Consider the following 18,039-nt stretch of genomic DNA (forward strand, 5'->3'; position numbering starts at 1 on the left):
CTCATTTAACGGGTTTTCCCTTTTTTTGTACATGTTTTTCTAAATGAGGAACAAACTAAAAAGGGAGGTGGAATTAGATGGGAATCATCAAGAAAATTATACCTTACATCATTTTACTACTATTAATATCCTTCACTGCCACAACGAATGGTGAAACCTATCCTAAACGACCACCACTTCCTAGTGAGAATCATTTAGAGGAAAAAATTCAAAGGGTAATGATAGTAGTAAAAAAAGAACAGTTTCATCATTTTAAAAAGAGAATAAGTGAACAACCTCAATTAAGCATTCATCAAACCTACCAAAATGTATTTTATGGATTTTCAATAGAAGGTCCTCTCGAAATACTACAAACTATCCAGGAAGATAAGGCTGTGCTTCATTCAAGTCAAGTTGTTTCCTATGCACCACATATAAATGAAAGTGTTCCGTTCATTGGAGGAGAGGATGTAAGGGGACTATTTGACAGGGATGATCATAGACTCACTGGAAAAGGTGTAAAAGTAGCAATAATTGATACAGGGGTCGATTATCATCATCCCGATTTGTATCGAAATTATCGAGGTGGCTATGATTTAATTGACGGTGATAAAGATCCAATGGAAACAAGGGCGGCAAATGGAAGTGAAACAATTCATGGCACACATGTGGCTGGTATTATTGCGGCTAATGGTAAATTAAAAGGAATTGCTCCAGAGGCAGATATTATTGCATACAGAGCACTAGGTCCTGGTGGAATGGGAACATCTGATCAAGTGATAGCTGCAATTGAAAGAGCAATAAAAGATAAAGTAGATATAATAAATCTTTCATTAGGTAATAATGTAAACGGTCCTGATTGGCCAACAAGCTTGGCGCTTGATCATGCCGTTGAATCTGGAATTGTAGCCGTAACCTCTAGTGGGAATTCAGGACCAGGAGTATGGACGGTTGGTTCACCTGGTACTTCAGAAAAAGCAATTTCTGTAGGAGCCTCCTCACCGCCACTGCAAATGCCTTACTTAAAAATATCTGGTGAGAAAGAATTAATTCCTATGAATTCTTTACAAGGAGCAAAGCCTTGGGAGCTAAAAGGCTTAGATACGATTGTATTTGGTGGCCTTGGAGAAACGAAAGATTTAAACGAGACAATGCGAGGCAAAATCGTGTTATTAAAAAGAGGGGAATTGACCTTTACAGAAAAAGCTCGTAACGCAAAACAGCAAGGAGCAAAAGCGGTTATTATTTATAATAATATAACAGGGGGTTTTTCTGGGGCTCTAGAAATACCACTAGATATTCCCGTTGTATCTATCTCAAAAGAAGCTGGATTATTAATAAAAAAACAGCTCAAACTCAAGCAAAATTCAGGCATTCGTACAATATATAAGAAAGAAGAAGATGAACTAGCTGATTTTAGCTCAAGGGGACCAGTTACAAATACTTGGGCGATAAAACCAGATGTTGTTGCACCAGGAGTTGCCATAGATAGTACCGTTCCAGGTGGATATTTAGCCTTGCAAGGAACAAGTATGTCAGCACCACATGTAGCGGGTGCCTGTGCGTTAATCAAACAAGCACATCCAGATTGGAGCCCCGAACAAATCAAGGCATCCTTAATGAATACAGCAACACCTTTGAAAAATGCTCAACATAAGAAGCTAATGCCGAATGAACAAGGAACAGGGAGAATTAATGTAAAAGCTGCGATTGAAACAGAGGTTTTAGTTTATCCAGGTTCACTTACATTTGGACAATACTATACGGATCATTCCCGAACAAAAGGAGTAAGAAGTCTTACACTTGATAATCAATCAGATCGTAAACAAACTATTTATTTTAAATCACCAATCTACAAGCCAGGTATTCAATGGAATCTTCCTACTAAAGTAACTTTAAAACCAGGAGAAAAAAGACAAGTTACAATTAGTCTTGATATAACACCAAACCAAATTAATCCAGGAATCCATCAAGGGTGGATTCAAATCGAACAAGAGGAAAATATAATAGAACTTCCTTATATTTTTGTGATGGATGAACCAAATTATCCGCGAGTAATGGGATTTGAATTGGTATATGGTGATCAACCTGATATATATAAGTACCAAATGTATTTACCAGGTGGGGCCGATGAAATGGGAATTGCTTTATATGATCCAGATACAATGACCTTTGCTGGATTTTTAGACTGGAATAGAAATGTACCTAGAGGAGTTTTTAAAAAAGAGATAAAAAAAGAAACGCTAAAAGAATTAAAAGATGGTATTTACAAAGCAATCATTTTTGCAAAGAAAAGTGGAAAAGAAGACCAAATTGAGGTAGATGTTTTACTAGGTGAATAATTCATTACACTTAACAATGTCAAGGGGGAGATGGGTTGAAATGTGAACGATTTGTGATGTTTCAAATAGTTTGTGAATATTTTAACTTTAAACAGATTGACATCACATATATGCTATTGTATGCTAAACGAGGGTATAATGATAAGGTTTACAATGTCAATAAAAAACCCAGCTTTTAACCTCTAAATCCGTTATAAATCTAGTAGCGAGGATTTATAAAATGCGTCAAAAACAACGCCATCCGCTCCATGCGATGGGCCTCATGTCAGCAATCCTTTCCCAATTAGTAGGTTCAGTCTTGATTGGTATTTTTGGAGGAAAATGGATTGACAATTACTTTAAAACAGAACCGCTTTTTTTGATCGTCGGCCTTCTGCTTGGACTAGCTTTTGGAGTTTACGCCATGCTTAGATTGATCCACTACTATTCTTTAGGAGAATAAACATTTCATGTTTGATATGCATCTGATGTTTCGCAGATATCGAAAGTACATATTTTATCTACTAGCTCTCTATGTAATAGGATGGGGCTTTACGGAATATCAGTCTGTTTTTCTAGGGTTAATCCTAGGAACTTGCATTACTCTGTATAATTTGTGGATCATGGTGAGAAAACATAATCAGTTTGATCGCGCCATTGAAGAAGGAAGAAAAGCGGGATCGTTAGGAACAACATCGCGAATGGCAGCAGCTGGTGTTGCAGTCTTCTTTGCTATTAAGTTTCCTGACTATTTCGATCTAGTTAGTATCATTATTGGATTAATGACGATGTATATCGTTATTATGATAGATTATGCAATTCAACATTCACGCGCTTAGCTGGGAAGAGAGGTGAATCAATTGGGTCACGAAGCTCCTGTGGTACATTTTTTAGGACTATATTTTAATTTATCAAACGTATTAATGATTACGATATCTAGTATCATCGTTTTCTTAATCGCACTTGCGGCTACACGCAGATTAGCAATGAAGCCAACAGGTATGCAGAATTTTGTTGAATGGGTTGTCGACTTTGTAAAAGGTATTATAGGCAGCACGATGGATTGGCAGACGGGTGGTCGTTTTTTAACGTTAGGTATGACATTATTAATGTATGTATTTGTATCAAATATGTTAGGTCTACCATTTGCAATAGTTGTTGACCATGAATTATGGTGGAAATCTCCAACTGCTGATCCTGCAATTACATTAACTCTAGCAATTCTTGTCGTAGCATTATCACATTACTACGGTATTAAAATGAAGGGTGTATCTGAGTACGGTAAGGATTTCTTCAAGCCGATGCCTTTCATGTTCCCACTTAAGATTATTGAAGAATTTGCGAACACATTAACGCTTGGTCTTCGTCTTTACGGGAATATTTACGCAGGTGAAATTTTATTAGGCTTGCTTGTTAGCCTTGCAACAAGCGGATATGTAGAAAGTTTTGGAAGTGGAATTATCGGCACACTTGCCGCAGCAATTCCAATGTTAGCATGGCAAGGATTTAGTATCTTTGTTGGTGCAATCCAAGCATTTATTTTCACTATGTTAACGATGGTTTATTTGGCACACAAAGTGAGTCATGACCATTAATCAATATATGTTCATACTTATTGAACTAAAACAAAAGAAATACTACTTTTCATACATTTAAAGGAGGAAATTAACAATGGGTTTATTAGCAGCTGCAATTGCAATTGGTTTAGCGGCACTAGGTGCTGGTATTGGTAACGGTCTTATCGTATCTCGTACAGTAGAGGGGATTGCACGTCAACCAGAAGCTAAAGGTGCATTACAAACAACAATGTTTATCGGGGTAGCATTAGTTGAGGCGATTCCAATCATCGCGGTAGTTATCGCATTTATCGTTATGGGTCAATAATTCGATAAGTAAAAAGTATTAATATGGCGAAGATCATTCAAAGCGAACCTTCGCCTTTCCTTTATGCACAGATACGTAAACTTTTGATTAACAGTAATAGTTTACCTTTTAAACTTTATACAGAATATACAAGGGTTTCTTAGGAACGAGTAGTTCATCGGAAGCCGAACACTATCAACCCATCATGGAACTCTTGAAGGGAGTGAAACCGAGCTATGTTAACGTTTGATTTAGCGTTAGGTGCGTCTACTGGCGGCCTTAACACAGGTGATATCGTATTTCAGCTTGTTATGTTCTTAATCCTACTTGCACTTTTAGGTAAATTTGCATTTGGACCAGTTATGAACATAATGAAGCAACGTGAAGAGCATATTGCTAATGAAATTAATAGTTCTGAAGAAAGAAATATTGAAGCACAAAAGCTAGTTGAAGAGCAACGTGATCTATTAAAACAAGCACGTGTGGAAGCTCAAGCTCTAGTGGAAAATGCGAAAAAGCTTGGTGAGCAACAAAAGGAAGATATCATCCAAGCAGCTCGTTCTGAAGCTGGCCGTCTTAAAGATGCAGCACTACAGGAAATCGAGAAAGAGAAAGAGCAAGCAGTTGCAGCATTACGCGAGCAGGTTGCATCTTTATCCGTATTAATTGCTTCTAAAGTAATTGAAAAAGAGTTGAATGAACAAGAGCAAGAGAAATTGATCAACGACTACATCAATGAGGTAGGCGAAGGTCGATGAGCAAAGGGATCGTTGCGAAACGTTATGCAGTAGCTCTTTTTCAACTTGCAAAGGAACAAAACATAATCGATCAAATCGAAAATGAATTGCTCGTTGTAAAACAAGTATTTACAGCGAATAAAGAACTAATAGATGTCCTTAACCATCCTAAAGTTACAAATGAAACGAAAAAGTCAATTGTAAAGGAATCATTTGCAAGCCTTTCAAAACAGGTAGTAAATACACTTTACATTTTAATTGACCGACATCGTTCAGATATTGTAGCAGATGTTGTCAATTATTTCGTGCAACAAGCAAATGAAGCGCGTGGTACAGAGGATGCAACTGTATACTCTGTTCGAGCACTTACAGATCTTGAATTAACGTCAATTTCTACTTCTTTTGCTAAGAAAATTGGCAAAACTTCACTTCGTTTACAAAACGTTGTTGATAAGAACCTAATAGGTGGCGTAAAGCTACGTATTGGCAATCGTATTTATGATGGCAGTATAAGCGGTAAGCTTGAACGAATAGAACGACAATTAGTCGCAAATAGATTGTAGATAGGGGTGAAACTCATGAGCATCAAAGCTGAAGAAATTAGCGCGCTGATAAAGGCGCAAATTGAGAACTATCAGTCTGATATAAAAGTTAGCGATGTTGGTACTGTAATCCAAGTTGGGGACGGTATCGCTCGTGCTCATGGCCTCGACAATGTCATGGCTGGAGAGCTAGTAGAATTCGCAAATGGCGTTATGGGTATGGCTCAGAACCTTGAGGAAAATAACGTTGGTATTATTATTTTAGGACCTTTCACAGATATTCGTGAAGGTGACGAAGTTCGTCGTACAGGACGCATCATGGAGGTTCCTGTAGGTGAAGCTTTAATCGGTCGTGTCGTTAACTCATTAGGACAACCTGTTGATGGATTAGGTCCGATTGAAACAACAAAAACTAGACCAATTGAAAGTCCAGCACCTGGCGTTATGGACCGTAAATCTGTTCATGAACCACTTCAAACTGGTATTAAAGCAATTGACGCATTAGTACCAATTGGGCGTGGACAACGTGAGTTAATCATCGGTGACCGTCAAACTGGTAAAACTTCTGTTGCAATCGATACAATCTTGAATCAAAAAGATCAAGATATGGTTTGTATCTATGTTGCAATTGGTCAAAAAGAATCAACTGTACGTGGTGTTGTTGAAACATTGCGTAAGCATGGTGCATTAGATTACACAATCGTTGTAACTGCATCTGCATCACAACCTGCTCCAATGTTATTCTTAGCACCTTATGCTGGGGTAACAATGGGTGAGGAATTCATGTATAACGGCAAGCATGTTCTTGTTGTATATGATGATCTTACGAAGCAAGCTTCGGCATACCGTGAGCTTTCATTACTACTTCGTCGTCCTCCAGGTCGTGAAGCATACCCTGGTGACGTTTTCTACTTGCATTCTCGTTTACTCGAGCGTGCTGCAAAATTAAGTGATGCAAAAGGTGCAGGTTCATTAACTGCATTACCATTCATTGAGACACAAGCAGGTGACGTTTCGGCTTATATTCCAACAAACGTTATCTCAATCACTGACGGACAAATCTTCCTTCAGTCTGACCTCTTCTTCTCTGGCGTACGTCCAGCGATTAACGCAGGTTTATCTGTATCTCGTGTTGGTGGTTCAGCACAAATTAAAGCGATGAAGAAGGTAGCTGGTACATTACGTCTAGATCTAGCTTCATATCGTGAACTTGAATCATTTGCTCAATTCGGATCTGACCTTGATAAAGCAACACAAGCTAAATTAAACCGTGGTGCGCGTACTGTTGAAGTACTAAAACAAGGATTAAATAAACCATTAGCAGTTGAAAAACAAGTTGTCATTCTTTATACCTTGACTAAAGGATTCTTGGATGATATTCCTGTATCAGATATCACTCGCTTTGAAGATGAGTTCAATGCATATTTAGATCAAAATAACAAAGCACTTCTTGAAGAAATTCGTACAACAGGCGGACTTCCAAAAGACGAAGATATACAAGCAGCAATTCAAGGCTTCAAAAAGACGTTTGCTGTTTCTGAATAATTATATAAGAATTTTGCTGCGGTGAAGGCTCTCTGAGCTTTCACTTAGCACGTTATAATCAAATTTGCTGATTTTTAAATAAAGGTGGTGAGAACCTTTGGCATCATTACGCGACATAAAATCCAGAATTACTTCAACAAAAAAGACAAGTCAGATTACAAAAGCAATGGAAATGGTTGCTACTGCAAAGCTTAAACGTGCAGAAAATAATGCGAAGGCATTTGTACCTTATATGAATAAAATTCAAGAGGTTGTTGCAAGTATAGCAAATGGTAGTACTGATGTAAGTCATCCAATGCTAGAAAGCCGTCCTGTTAAGCGTACTGCATATTTAGTCATTACTTCTGATCGTGGTTTAAAAGGGGCTTTTAACAGTAGTGTAATCCGTGCTGTTTTCCAAGCAACTCAAAAGCGACATAAGTCGAATGATGAATTTGTTATAATCGCACTTGGTAAAATGGGTCGTGACTTCTTTAACAAGCGTGGAATGAACGTTATTTCTGAAATCACTGGTATTAGTGATGAAACATCTTTTGCAAGCATAAAGGATATTGCAAGTAATGCAGTAAACATGTATGCAGATGGAACATTTGATGAGTTGTATATGTATTACAATCATTTTGTTAGTCCAATTCAACAAGATGTTACGGAGAAAAAGCTTCTTCCACTAACAGATATTGCTTCAAGTAGTAAATTAACATCTTATGAGTTTGAACCAAACCAAGAAGAAATTTTAGAAGTGTTGTTACCTCAATATGCTGAAAGTCTCATCTATGGAGCATTACTTGATAGTAAAGCTTCTGAGCATGCAGCACAGATGACAGCAATGAAAAATGCAACTGACAATGCAAAAGAGCTAATTAATGGTCTTACATTGACATATAACCGTGCACGTCAAGCTGCGATTACACAAGAAATCACAGAAATCGTTGGCGGCGCTGCGGCACTTGAATAGAATAACTAATTCGTTATAGAAAGTAAATTTCGTAATTTGCTTGGTGTCTAGCTTCAGCGCCTAGACCTTCGAGCATAAGCCAATCAGGAAATGAAGGCAAAGAACGCCTTCTTTTCCTGCTCGTCTTATACTTGTCAGGCCTAAGCAAGGCGCTTACGCATTTCGTGATAGGAGGGAAAACGATGAATAAAGGACGCATTACGCAAATTTTGGGTCCGGTTGTTGACGTAAAGTTCGAAAGTGGTCAACTTCCAGACATTTATAATGCCCTTACAATTAAAACCGAAGCGAATGATAATGAAGTCGCTATCGATCTTACTTTAGAAGTTGCCCTACATTTAGGTGACGATACAGTACGTACTGTTGCGATGTCTTCTACAGATGGACTTGTTCGTGGAGTAGATGTTACTGATACAGGTGCACCAATTTCTGTACCTGTTGGTGATGTAACTCTAGGTCGTGTATTTAACGTATTAGGTGATAATATCGACTTAGATGAGCCAATTCCTACAGAGTCTCGTCGTGATCCAATCCATAGACAAGCTCCTAAATTCGATCAACTTTCAACTGAGGTTGAAATTTTAGAAACAGGAATTAAAGTTGTAGACTTACTTGCACCATATATTAAAGGTGGTAAGATTGGTCTATTCGGTGGTGCCGGAGTAGGTAAAACCGTATTAATCCAGGAGTTAATTAACAACATCGCACAGGAGCACGGTGGTATTTCTGTATTCGCTGGTGTTGGTGAGCGTACTCGTGAAGGTAATGACCTTTACCATGAGATGACTGACTCTGGAGTTATTAAGAAAACAGCAATGGTATTCGGACAAATGAATGAGCCACCTGGAGCACGTATGCGTGTTGCTTTAACAGGTCTTACAATGGCTGAATATTTCCGTGATGATCAAGGACAAGACGTTCTTTTCTTCATGGATAACATTTTCCGATTCACACAAGCAGGTTCAGAGGTTTCTGCCCTTCTTGGACGTATGCCATCTGCCGTTGGTTACCAACCAACATTAGCAACTGAGATGGGTCAATTACAAGAGCGTATCACATCTACTAACGTAGGTTCTGTTACATCTATCCAAGCAATTTACGTTCCAGCCGATGACTACACGGATCCGGCTCCTGCAACGACATTTGCTCACTTAGATGCAACAACTAACTTAGAGCGTAAATTATCTGAAATGGGTATTTACCCTGCGGTGGATCCTCTTGCTTCGACTTCACGTGCTTTATCACCTGAAATCGTTGGAGATGAGCATTACTCTGTTGCTAGACAAGTACAACAAACATTACAACGTTATAGAGAGCTTCAAGATATCATTGCGATTTTAGGTATGGATGAGCTTTCTGATGAAGATAAGCAAACTGTTGCTCGTGCTCGTCGCATTCAATTCTTCTTATCTCAAAACTTCCACGTTGCAGAACAATTTACAGGACAAGCTGGTTCATATGTTCCTGTTAAAGAAACTGTTCGTGGTTTCAAAGAGATTCTTGAAGGTAAGTATGATCACCTTCCAGAAGATGCGTTCCGTTTAGTAGGACGTATTGAAGAAGTTATTGAAAGTGCAAAACAAATGGGTGTAGAAGCCTAATTTTGGGACCTAGGAGGGTATGAGTATGAAGACAGTATTAGTCAATGTCGTTACTCCCGATGGCCCAGTTTACGATGCAGACGTAGAAATGGTGAGCGTAAAAGCTCATAGTGGTGAGCTTGGTATCTTACCAGGTCATATTCCTATGGTTGCTCCATTGGAAATTGGAGCAGTTCGTCTAAAGCAAGGGAGTGGCACTGAACTCGTTGCTGTTAGTGGTGGCTTTATTGAAGTACGACCTGACAAAGTTACGATTTTAGCTCAAACAGCTGAAAAATCAGAGTCGATTGATGTAACTCGTGCCCAAGCAGCTAAAAAACGTGCTGAAGAGCGTCTAAATCAAAAAACAGATGAAATCGATTTTAAACGTGCTGAATTAGCACTTCGACGTGCAATCAACCGTTTAGATGTAACGAAATAAATAATGAAAAGGATGGTAATAGAGTTTTGCTCTACGACCATCCTTTTTTATTAGATAATGTTATTAATAAAATTGCACACGGCTTCAAATAGGTAAAGTGCACATTTTGATAAGCAATCTATTACTTATCGGTGATGATCAAGGTACATACACATATTTGTAATTGGGATATGTCCAACACATTATTCAGATATGAGCAGGCCTCTCTAAATACGTCAGAAATCGATTTTAGAGTTCTGCCTCATCTACTTACTTACAGTGCTTATTCATCCTTAAGAATCGCTTGTAGAACGTCTGACCACTAGCATCCTTGTTTGATAAATAATGGTGAGGGAATAAATTCTGAAAGTGTAAATGATATCGACCATAGCGAATACCCATTGTGTACTTATGATCAACATGAGAATATTCCTCCACAAACCATTCCGCTTTATCACTATTTTTTTGGATTACTATTTCACACAAATAAACACTAGTCAATTGCTCAAACTCTTCAATGCTTATTTGAAAGTCATAGAATCTATTCTTTTGAAAAAAATGAAAGTATAATTCCTCAAGGTAGATTAGGCTTTTTGGTGAATAATCAAGGGAAAGGTTAACTTCTCTACATATTTCTACTAAAAGCAAAAGCTGTTCCTTCCGTTGCTGATAATAGTGTGTTTGAGCAGCGTAAAGGTTATCAAAAAATGGTAATTGATCTGCATACTCGAAAAACACATCTCGTGGACTATCAAATATTGGCTCCATTTTCTCATCCTTTCTATTTGTGTGTCCTTGATTAGGAAGCAATAATGTTATACCCGCAAAGTATAACATAGAATGTTGGCCAATAATTCTGTAACAATTTATTCATAATTAAGGAATTTATTGGAGGTCAGACCATAGTAGAATTGAGTAGTAACAAAATGTAGTTTAAAGCATGAACTGTAAATTATAACCTAAATACATTAAATTTTTGTTAAAGCTAAAAATCAATCATGTAACACCATTTTTTATATATAATGTTCAAGGGTATATACCGAGGATAAAAATGGTTATAGTGGTTGTTTTTCCCTTATTTATAGGTAAATATAAGCTTGTTTTTTTGAAAAAATGAGGTATGATTTAAGTTGCTTTGTGTCTTTATGATCGTAAAATGGAGGGATGAAAGAATGCCCGACTATGGCCAAATGGCTTTAATAAGTATGCTTGTAAATCTTGGCTTTATGGTTATAACCTGGTGGTCTTTACAAGCATTGAACATCGAGAAATGGATAAAAACGGGCAAAGTAATACAAGCAAGAGCACTTTTAATACTATTAACAATTGCAATAGGATCTATGGTTAGTAATTTTTTCCTTGATTACTTGTTATGGGCTCAAGCATTGCCTATGTTATTTTAATCAAGACAATTAATTGAAACACAGTTACAAAGCTTTTCCTATTAGTGTTTATAGGCATTTAGTTCGGGGTATGAATGCTACATACAACCCCTATTGCGTATAACAGTGAGAATCTAAAAAAGTGTTGCATACGATAAACAATTTTTCTTATTCCGTGGCTAAGGTTTGTCTAATATTGACGACTATTTCCACGTATGTCTACTTCTAATCCGGTAACAATGTTACTAAGGAGAGGAAGTGACCGTGATGAGAAAAAAAGAGATAGCAATTGTGGCTTTTACAACAATGTTTATTGTGTTTACATTGGTGACTAATCATATAGGAGCAGAAGGAAATGAGGCAAAGATTTCACGTATTGCTGAAGTGATGCTTAACCAAGACGTACAAATTGATAAGTGGTCCTTGTATTCCAAAAAGATTGTCGATAAAAAGTCAATTATAGAAGTGAAACAATTTGTAGACCAGCATCGTCAATATAATTGGGCGTATGAGCAAGACAATGAAGTATCTAAAGCGATCGGTGTTTATGTGAATGAAAAGAAAAACATAACTGAGAAGCTTCAATTAGTAACCACCCTCACAAACAATCAATCACAATCGTATATCCTCTATGAGGTAATGGGTGAAGGTAAGCAATCAAACTGGAACAAAATGAATGAATATTTTACCAACCAGTCATTCGACATATTTCACGAAAATGTTACAACTTTTGCTTGTGTAGAAGGAATGCTTGATGATAAGATGAAAGTTAGTTTGTACGAAAAGTCAATTGAAGTATTAAAGGAATTTGATGCTAGTCCTGTTGAAAAACTTCAGGAACCAGATTTTATTTCTGTATCAGGAAAAACCTCATTATGGGAAGACTTTATTCCAACAAACAACGATGAAATGAACATTCAAATTGCAATGAGAACAGACGGAATGGGCAATAATACTACACTTGTAATAGGAACACCAATCATTACGTCTGAATATTAATATAGAGAAATTGGGACGCGGAGGGGAATACTTTGGAAAAAATCATCGTCCGCGGCGGTCGAAAGTTAAACGGTACCGTGAAAGTTGAAGGAGCAAAAAACGCCGTTTTACCAGTTATCGCTGCATCTTTGTTAGCTAGTGAAGAAAAAAGTATCATCAGTGACGTACCTACGCTCTCCGATGTGTATACAATTAATGAAGTTCTGCGATATTTAGGCGCAGATGTCCATTTTGAAAATAATCAAGTGATTGTAGATGCATCAAAGGAGCTTACAACAGAAGCACCATTTGAATATGTAAGAAAAATGCGTGCCTCAGTATTAGTAATGGGAGCACTATTGGCTCGTAATGGTCGAGCACGTGTTGCGTTACCTGGTGGATGTGCAATTGGTTCAAGACCAATTGATCAGCATTTAAAAGGTTTTGAAGCAATGGGAGCAACGATTAAAGTAGGAAACGGATTTATAGAAGCAGAAGTTAACGGAAGACTTAAAGGTGCTCGTATTTATCTTGACTTCCCAAGTGTTGGAGCTACTGAAAACATCATTATGGCTGCTGCTCTTGCAGAAGGAACAACAGTAATTGAAAACTGTGCTAAAGAACCTGAAATTGTAGACCTAGCGAATTACATCAATGCAATGGGTGGGATTATTCGCGGTGCAGGTACAGGGACAATCCGTATTGAAGGTGTTGCATATTTAAAAGGTGCACACCATACAATTATTCCTGACCGTATTGAAGCAGGAACATTTATGGTTGCTGCTGCTATTACTGGAGGAAATGTACTAGTTCGCGGAGCTGTGCCTGAACATCTAACATCTCTTGTAGCTAAAATGGAAGAGATGGGTGTTAAAATTGTAGAAGAAGAAGATGGTCTCCGAGTAATTGGACCTGAAAATTTAAAACCAATCGACATCAAAACAATGCCACATCCTGGATTCCCAACAGATATGCAATCGCAAATGATGGCACTACTTCTTCAAGCAAAAGGCACTAGTATGATTACTGAAACAGTTTTTGAAAATCGTTTCATGCATGTTGAAGAATTCCGTCGCATGAATGGAGATATTAAAATCGAAGGACGTTCTGTCATCATCAATGGTCCTGTGGGATTACAAGGAGCAGAAGTTGCAGCTACAGACTTACGTGCAGGTGCAGCACTTATCCTTGCAGGCCTATGTGCTGAAGGTCATACACGTGTAACAGAGCTTAAACATCTAGACAGAGGTTATGTAGACTTCCACACGAAACTTGCGTCAATCGGTGCTGACATCGAACGTGTGAAAGAAGAAATTCAAACAACATCTGATCAGCAAGCAGCTGTATCAGACTAATTATATGCCTTCATAAAAGAAGCAGGAGCCTTAAATGGAAACCTGCTTCTTTTAATTTTGTCTTTAGGAAACGTTCTTTTCACGACTTTACTAGAATACCTATATTAGTTGGAGTTTATACATGAATATGTGAAAAAGTTGAGATATTTGGAGGGAGGGCGATATAAGGTTAAAAGACGCGATGAAGTATTGAATTGACGCAACCTCTATAGTCTATCTTAATCCTTACTATAAAAACCAAACCCAAAAGGCCGCATAAATCACAAATCAAAAAAAAATCTCCACAATGCTAAAATTCCAATCAAACCACTAAAAAAGTGCCTTACCCCACACCCTTGTCCATCCACCGCAAAATAATGTGTTGTCCAAGTTTTTTCCTGTCATAATTGCTTGTCCGAGCCCATAAGATGAACTATAGATAAACACTCAACAACTCAACCTAAATCTTATTGGAGGCCTTAAAACATGAAATCAATGAAACCAGTTCTCTTTGCATTTGGCGCATTATTCATTATTATTCTCCTTATTCCAACTCTACTAGTGACTCCGTTTATGGATCAATCCAAAGGGAAATTAGGTGAAGAGCTTTCTGTTGCTAAAAGTGATGCACCGGTATTGGCTGAATCCCCTGTTGCAGTTCCTGTTTATAGAAGCCAAACAAAGAAAATTGAAAATATCCCGTTAGAAGAGTATGTCATTGGGGTAGTGGCTTCTGAAATGCCAGCAGAGTTTGAATCAGAAGCATTGAAGGCTCAAGCTTTAGCGGCAAGAACATATATTACAAAGCAGATGATGAATGATCAAACCTTAAGCGCACCAGAAGGATCTATCGTAACAGATACCCAAATGCACCAAGTATATAAAAATCCTCAAGAGTTAGAAAGTCAATGGGGAGATGACTATGCATGGAAATTGGAGAGAATAACAGAAGCCGTTGCCGCAACGCAGGGTAAAGTTCTTACATATGAAAATCAACCAATCGATGCCCTATTCTTTTCAACAAGCAATGGGTACACGGAAAATTCTGAAGCCTATTGGACAGAAGCTATTCCTTATTTAAAAAGTGTTGAAAGTACGTGGGATGAGGATTCACCAAAATTCTACGATCAAAAGGTTATATCCATTAAAGAATTTGAAAACAAATTGGGAGTTAATATAGATAATAATGGATCTGTTGGAAAGATAACCGCACTGACACCTGGAAAGCGTGTAGCAACAGTTGAGGTTGGTGGCAAAGAGTTTAGCGGTCGAGACGTGAGAGAAAAGCTTGAATTAAAATCATCTGATTTCACATGGGAGATGAAAGGTGATTCGGTTGTAATTGAAACAAAGGGCTTTGGACATGGAGTTGGAATGAGTCAATATGGTGCAAACTTTATGGCTGAGGAAGGTAAAAATTATAATGATATTGTATCCTACTATTATCAAGGAGCAAAAATCTCTGCAGCAGAACCATTTTTAACGAAGTATACTGTAAAAAAATAAATAAAAAGGCAGTCAAAAATAGTTCACCTATTTTGACTGCCTTTTATTGTTTTTACTAAGTTTTACGAATACAAATTCACCATTTCACACAATCGATAAAGTTGATGTAGACCAAATAATTGTTGCTGATTCCGTTTATTCAAATTTTTATGATTCTCTAAAATAATCATTTTTAAGCCTAGAAGATCATGTCTTTTTAATTTTTTAATGTCTTGTTTTAATTGAATAATTTCATGAGAATAAACAGCGTTTTGAGTTGTTTTCATTAACATGATTTTTATCAATTCAAACATGTTATATAGACGATAGTTGTTTTCCTCATTTCTTGTCGAATGGACTAAGCCCTCGCTTTCCCAGTAGCGCAGAGTTGTTGTAGTCACTTTAGTTTCTTCTGATACCTCCCCAATTGTTAAATGTTTTTCAAAGATTTGTTCGTCCGTAGACTTTTCTATTAACTTCATTGCTTTTTCAGTTAATACTTTGTCCTCATAATTGTTTACTTGAGCTTTATTTAAAATCCAGAGAGCGGAGTCCAATTCATTTAGTTGAATCTTTTTTAAAACATCTGTTGTGATGTCCATTCCGAATCCTGGTGACATCGCGACAATACATTCAAAATAAGCAACATGTTCTTTTGTGTAAATACGATAACCAGTTGATAACCTTTCTGTAGGTGGGACAATCCCACGAGCCTCGTAATTTCTTAAAGAACTTGTACTAATCTTAAGCGTCTTTGCAATATCTATCGGTCTTATTTTATCTTGCATTCTAGATTCACCTCATTTATAAGGTTTTTAAGTTAATTTCCTATTTAATCAATGTTTATTTTATCAAACTTTAGTATTCGCTTTAATGTTATAAGATGGAATTGTAAGAAATACTAATGAAGGTGGGATTATGTGCAAACGATAGAAATAAAACCAGAGATGTCAATTGAAGAACTGGGTCAAGTAGTTTCGGCTTATCTTAAAGACCATTGGGAACAAATCCTATTAGAAAATATAGAAGAATTGAAAAAACTCTTTCCTGAGTATGAAGATGCAACTTATGGGATGTATTTAGACAAACTAATTCCACCAATTTGGACTGAGCTTGAGAAAAATGGTTTTCAATCTGCCGAACAAAGAAAAGAGGATGACTTTGTTATTGCTGGTTGCTTAAACTTTAGAAACTCAATTGAAAAAGCTAAATGGGGTAATCCGCATCATGAAATGCGTGTCTTTTGGATTGTGATTGAAAACCAGTATCGTGAACAGATTGGTACGTTCCTTTTTGAATTATCTCATTCACATGTTCAGTTTGATCTCCCAGCACCTCCAAAGCTTATTCCATTTAAAGGAACAGAGCGGAGAGAAATTACCGAGAAAATTTTACAACTAAAAGAAAATCTCTAAAAAAAGAAAGGCATCGAGTAATTTGCTCGATGTCTTTCTTAATAATAAGTATCATTATTTTACACTGAAAAATTTTCGCTTCGCAATTAAATAGGAAATAGTAACCCCAATCGTATCCTTCACAAAATCAATCACTGTTGCTGAACGAGCTGGAACAAACGATTGATGAATTTCATCTGTTAGACCATATAGGATTGCGATGATCGCTGCCACCAAGCTTGCTCGTTCACTCCATTTTTTATGTGCCATAAATGCGAATGCAATCAGCCAATAAAGAATCGCAAATTCTATTAAGTGTAGGGATTCCTTCAATAGCGTGTCGAAGGAAAATGGTGTTTTAACAAACGCGTCAGCTGGATTACTAGATAATATCCAAATTAGCACCATATATAGAAGGGGAAGAATTGTAATGAGCGGCTTTTTCATGCGATAAACTCCTTTATTTCAAAAAATTTTCTAATCGGTACATATTATTATAAACAACGCACATACTAAATTTAAAAAAATTTTTTTAAAGATGTGTATATAATTCAGCGAATCTGATCAGAATGATTGCTGAGGTGATGATAGAATGAGAGAGGAAGAAAAGAAACGTACTTCTCAAAACACAAAATTTCAACAATTTTTTAGAAAACGTTGGGTATTTCCGGCAATTTACCTAATGAGTGCTGCAGTTATCCTTACAGCGGTTTTATGGTATCAAAGCATTAGCAACAATGTAGCAGAGGATTTGCAAACTCCTGATCAAGGAGAAAACGCAATGAATGATCCTGAAGCAGTAGAAGTAAATGCACTTAAAGAAAACGTTAAAATGCCTGCTTTAGATCCAGACGCAGTTTCAGTCGTTAAAAAGTTCTATGATCCTAACGCTTCAACTGAAGAGCAAGAAGCGGCACTAGTATCCTATAACAATTCTTATAGAATGAATAAAGGGATCGACATTGCAAATGAGGATCAAAAACAATTTGATGTTGTTGCATCACTAAGTGGTACAGTAACAAAAGCAACGAAAGATCCAATTTTAGGCTATGTTGTTGAAATTGAGCATGAAAACGATGTAGTAACAGTTTATCAATCATTAGCTGAAGCAAATGTACAAGCTGGTGATAAAGTTGAACAAAATGAGTTAATTGGTAAAGCTGGTAAAAACCTTTACAATGAAGAAGATGGTAATCACTTACACTTCGAAATTCGTCAAAATGGTACAGCGATTAACCCGCTAACATATATGGATAAGCCGGTAACATCCATTGAAGAGCCAGTTCAAGAAGAAGCAACTCAAGAGGAAGCTACACAGGAAGAAGCTCCAAGTGAAGATGCTGAAGCTCCAAAAGAAGACGCTGAAGCAGATGACAAGTCTGCAGAGGAATCTCCTGAATCAGATAAAGATGCCCAAAAGGGAGAAACTGAAGGAAGCGAACAATCTAACGAGCCTGAAGCTTCAAATAACACACTAAATTCGTAAGGATAAATCCGATACGAGGTTGAACTCAAAAATAAAT

20 protein-coding genes are annotated in these 18,039 nt (G+C 37.2%); 17 read left to right on the forward strand and 3 right to left on the reverse strand.

The window, feature by feature from the left end; translation table 11 throughout:
- Positions 1-77 precede the first annotated feature (77 nt).
- From WCV66_RS04815 to WCV66_RS04865, 11 genes are all read left to right on the forward strand, one after another.
- Positions 78-2,321 carry a S8 family serine peptidase gene (locus tag WCV66_RS04815; RefSeq protein WP_338788073.1) on the forward strand — a complete coding sequence of 748 codons (2,244 nt, stop codon included), beginning with the start codon at positions 78-80 and terminating at the stop codon, positions 2,319-2,321.
- Positions 2,322-2,541: 220 nt separating this feature from the next.
- Positions 2,542-2,763 carry an AtpZ/AtpI family protein gene (locus tag WCV66_RS04820; RefSeq protein WP_338788074.1) on the forward strand — a complete coding sequence of 74 codons (222 nt, stop codon included), beginning with the start codon at positions 2,542-2,544 and terminating at the stop codon, positions 2,761-2,763.
- 7 nt (positions 2,764-2,770) lie between these two features.
- Positions 2,771-3,139, forward strand: a complete 369-nt coding sequence (locus WCV66_RS04825) for an ATP synthase subunit I (protein ID WP_185653813.1) — start codon at positions 2,771-2,773, stop codon at positions 3,137-3,139.
- A 21-nt stretch (positions 3,140-3,160) separates the two neighbouring features.
- On the forward strand, positions 3,161-3,895 hold the full coding sequence (gene atpB, locus WCV66_RS04830) for a F0F1 ATP synthase subunit A (RefSeq protein WP_338788075.1): 735 nt from the start codon (positions 3,161-3,163) through the stop codon (positions 3,893-3,895).
- A 76-nt stretch (positions 3,896-3,971) separates the two neighbouring features.
- Positions 3,972-4,184: a F0F1 ATP synthase subunit C gene (atpE, locus tag WCV66_RS04835; protein ID WP_066328611.1), complete on the forward strand. Its 213-nt coding sequence runs from the start codon at positions 3,972-3,974 to the stop codon at positions 4,182-4,184.
- 215 nt (positions 4,185-4,399) lie between these two features.
- The gene (atpF, locus tag WCV66_RS04840; protein WP_066328613.1) at positions 4,400-4,921 is read left to right on the forward strand and encodes a F0F1 ATP synthase subunit B; all 522 of its coding nucleotides are present in this window, start codon (positions 4,400-4,402) and stop codon (positions 4,919-4,921) included.
- Positions 4,918-5,463: a F0F1 ATP synthase subunit delta gene (locus WCV66_RS04845; RefSeq protein WP_185653812.1), complete on the forward strand. Its 546-nt coding sequence runs from the start codon at positions 4,918-4,920 to the stop codon at positions 5,461-5,463. Before atpF ends, WCV66_RS04845 begins: the two co-directional genes overlap by 4 nt.
- Positions 5,464-5,478: 15 nt before the next feature.
- Entirely contained in the window at positions 5,479-6,987 is a 1,509-nt protein-coding gene (gene atpA, locus WCV66_RS04850; RefSeq protein ID WP_066328622.1) for a F0F1 ATP synthase subunit alpha, read from the forward strand.
- A 97-nt stretch (positions 6,988-7,084) separates the two neighbouring features.
- Entirely contained in the window at positions 7,085-7,942 is an 858-nt protein-coding gene (atpG, locus tag WCV66_RS04855; RefSeq protein WP_066328624.1) for an ATP synthase F1 subunit gamma, read from the forward strand.
- 182 nt (positions 7,943-8,124) lie between these two features.
- Positions 8,125-9,543 (forward strand): F0F1 ATP synthase subunit beta, encoded by a 1,419-nt coding sequence (gene atpD / locus WCV66_RS04860; protein WP_338788078.1) that lies wholly within the window; start codon positions 8,125-8,127, stop codon positions 9,541-9,543.
- Positions 9,544-9,568: 25 nt separating this feature from the next.
- A complete protein-coding gene (locus WCV66_RS04865) occupies positions 9,569-9,964 on the forward strand; it encodes a F0F1 ATP synthase subunit epsilon (protein WP_066328627.1) in 396 nt (131 codons plus the stop codon).
- Positions 9,965-10,213: 249 nt separating this feature from the next.
- On the opposite strand, the gene WCV66_RS04870 is transcribed toward WCV66_RS04865, so the two are convergent.
- On the reverse strand, positions 10,214-10,711 hold the full coding sequence (locus WCV66_RS04870; RefSeq protein ID WP_066328631.1) for a hypothetical protein: 498 nt from the start codon (positions 10,709-10,711) through the stop codon (positions 10,214-10,216).
- 404 nt (positions 10,712-11,115) lie between these two features.
- On the opposite strand from WCV66_RS04870, the gene WCV66_RS04875 reads away from it, so the two are divergent.
- The 4 genes from WCV66_RS04875 to spoIID all read left to right on the forward strand — a co-directional run bounded on the left by WCV66_RS04875 (position 11,116) and on the right by spoIID (position 15,143).
- The gene (locus tag WCV66_RS04875) at positions 11,116-11,346 is read left to right on the forward strand and encodes a DUF1146 family protein (protein WP_066328633.1); all 231 of its coding nucleotides are present in this window, start codon (positions 11,116-11,118) and stop codon (positions 11,344-11,346) included.
- A 246-nt stretch (positions 11,347-11,592) separates the two neighbouring features.
- Positions 11,593-12,324 (forward strand): YwmB family TATA-box binding protein, encoded by a 732-nt coding sequence (locus tag WCV66_RS04880; RefSeq protein WP_338788079.1) that lies wholly within the window; start codon positions 11,593-11,595, stop codon positions 12,322-12,324.
- A gap of 32 nt (positions 12,325-12,356) precedes the next feature.
- The gene (gene murA / locus WCV66_RS04885) at positions 12,357-13,658 is read left to right on the forward strand and encodes a UDP-N-acetylglucosamine 1-carboxyvinyltransferase (RefSeq protein ID WP_185653811.1); all 1,302 of its coding nucleotides are present in this window, start codon (positions 12,357-12,359) and stop codon (positions 13,656-13,658) included.
- Positions 13,659-14,132: 474 nt separating this feature from the next.
- A complete protein-coding gene (gene spoIID / locus WCV66_RS04890; RefSeq protein ID WP_185654048.1) occupies positions 14,133-15,143 on the forward strand; it encodes a stage II sporulation protein D in 1,011 nt (336 codons plus the stop codon).
- Positions 15,144-15,205: 62 nt separating this feature from the next.
- On the opposite strand, the gene WCV66_RS04895 is transcribed toward spoIID, so the two are convergent.
- Positions 15,206-15,910 carry a MerR family DNA-binding transcriptional regulator gene (locus WCV66_RS04895; protein WP_338788080.1) on the reverse strand — a complete coding sequence of 235 codons (705 nt, stop codon included), beginning with the start codon at positions 15,908-15,910 and terminating at the stop codon, positions 15,206-15,208.
- A gap of 132 nt (positions 15,911-16,042) precedes the next feature.
- On the opposite strand from WCV66_RS04895, the gene WCV66_RS04900 reads away from it, so the two are divergent.
- A complete protein-coding gene (locus WCV66_RS04900; RefSeq protein ID WP_338788081.1) occupies positions 16,043-16,537 on the forward strand; it encodes a DUF6022 family protein in 495 nt (164 codons plus the stop codon).
- 54 nt (positions 16,538-16,591) lie between these two features.
- Here the strand turns inward: WCV66_RS04900 and WCV66_RS04905 are convergent, their stop codons facing one another.
- Positions 16,592-16,963, reverse strand: coding sequence for a VanZ family protein (locus WCV66_RS04905; RefSeq protein WP_338788082.1), 372 nt, complete (start codon positions 16,961-16,963; stop codon positions 16,592-16,594).
- Positions 16,964-17,108: 145 nt separating this feature from the next.
- On the opposite strand from WCV66_RS04905, the gene WCV66_RS04910 reads away from it, so the two are divergent.
- Positions 17,109-18,002, forward strand: a complete 894-nt coding sequence (locus WCV66_RS04910; RefSeq protein ID WP_066328642.1) for a M23 family metallopeptidase — start codon at positions 17,109-17,111, stop codon at positions 18,000-18,002.
- Positions 18,003-18,039: the final 37 nt, after the last annotated feature.

Origin of the sequence: Metabacillus rhizosphaerae, from assembly GCF_037201795.1 — a bacterium.
GTDB lineage: Bacteria > Bacillota > Bacilli > Bacillales > Bacillaceae > Metabacillus > Metabacillus rhizosphaerae.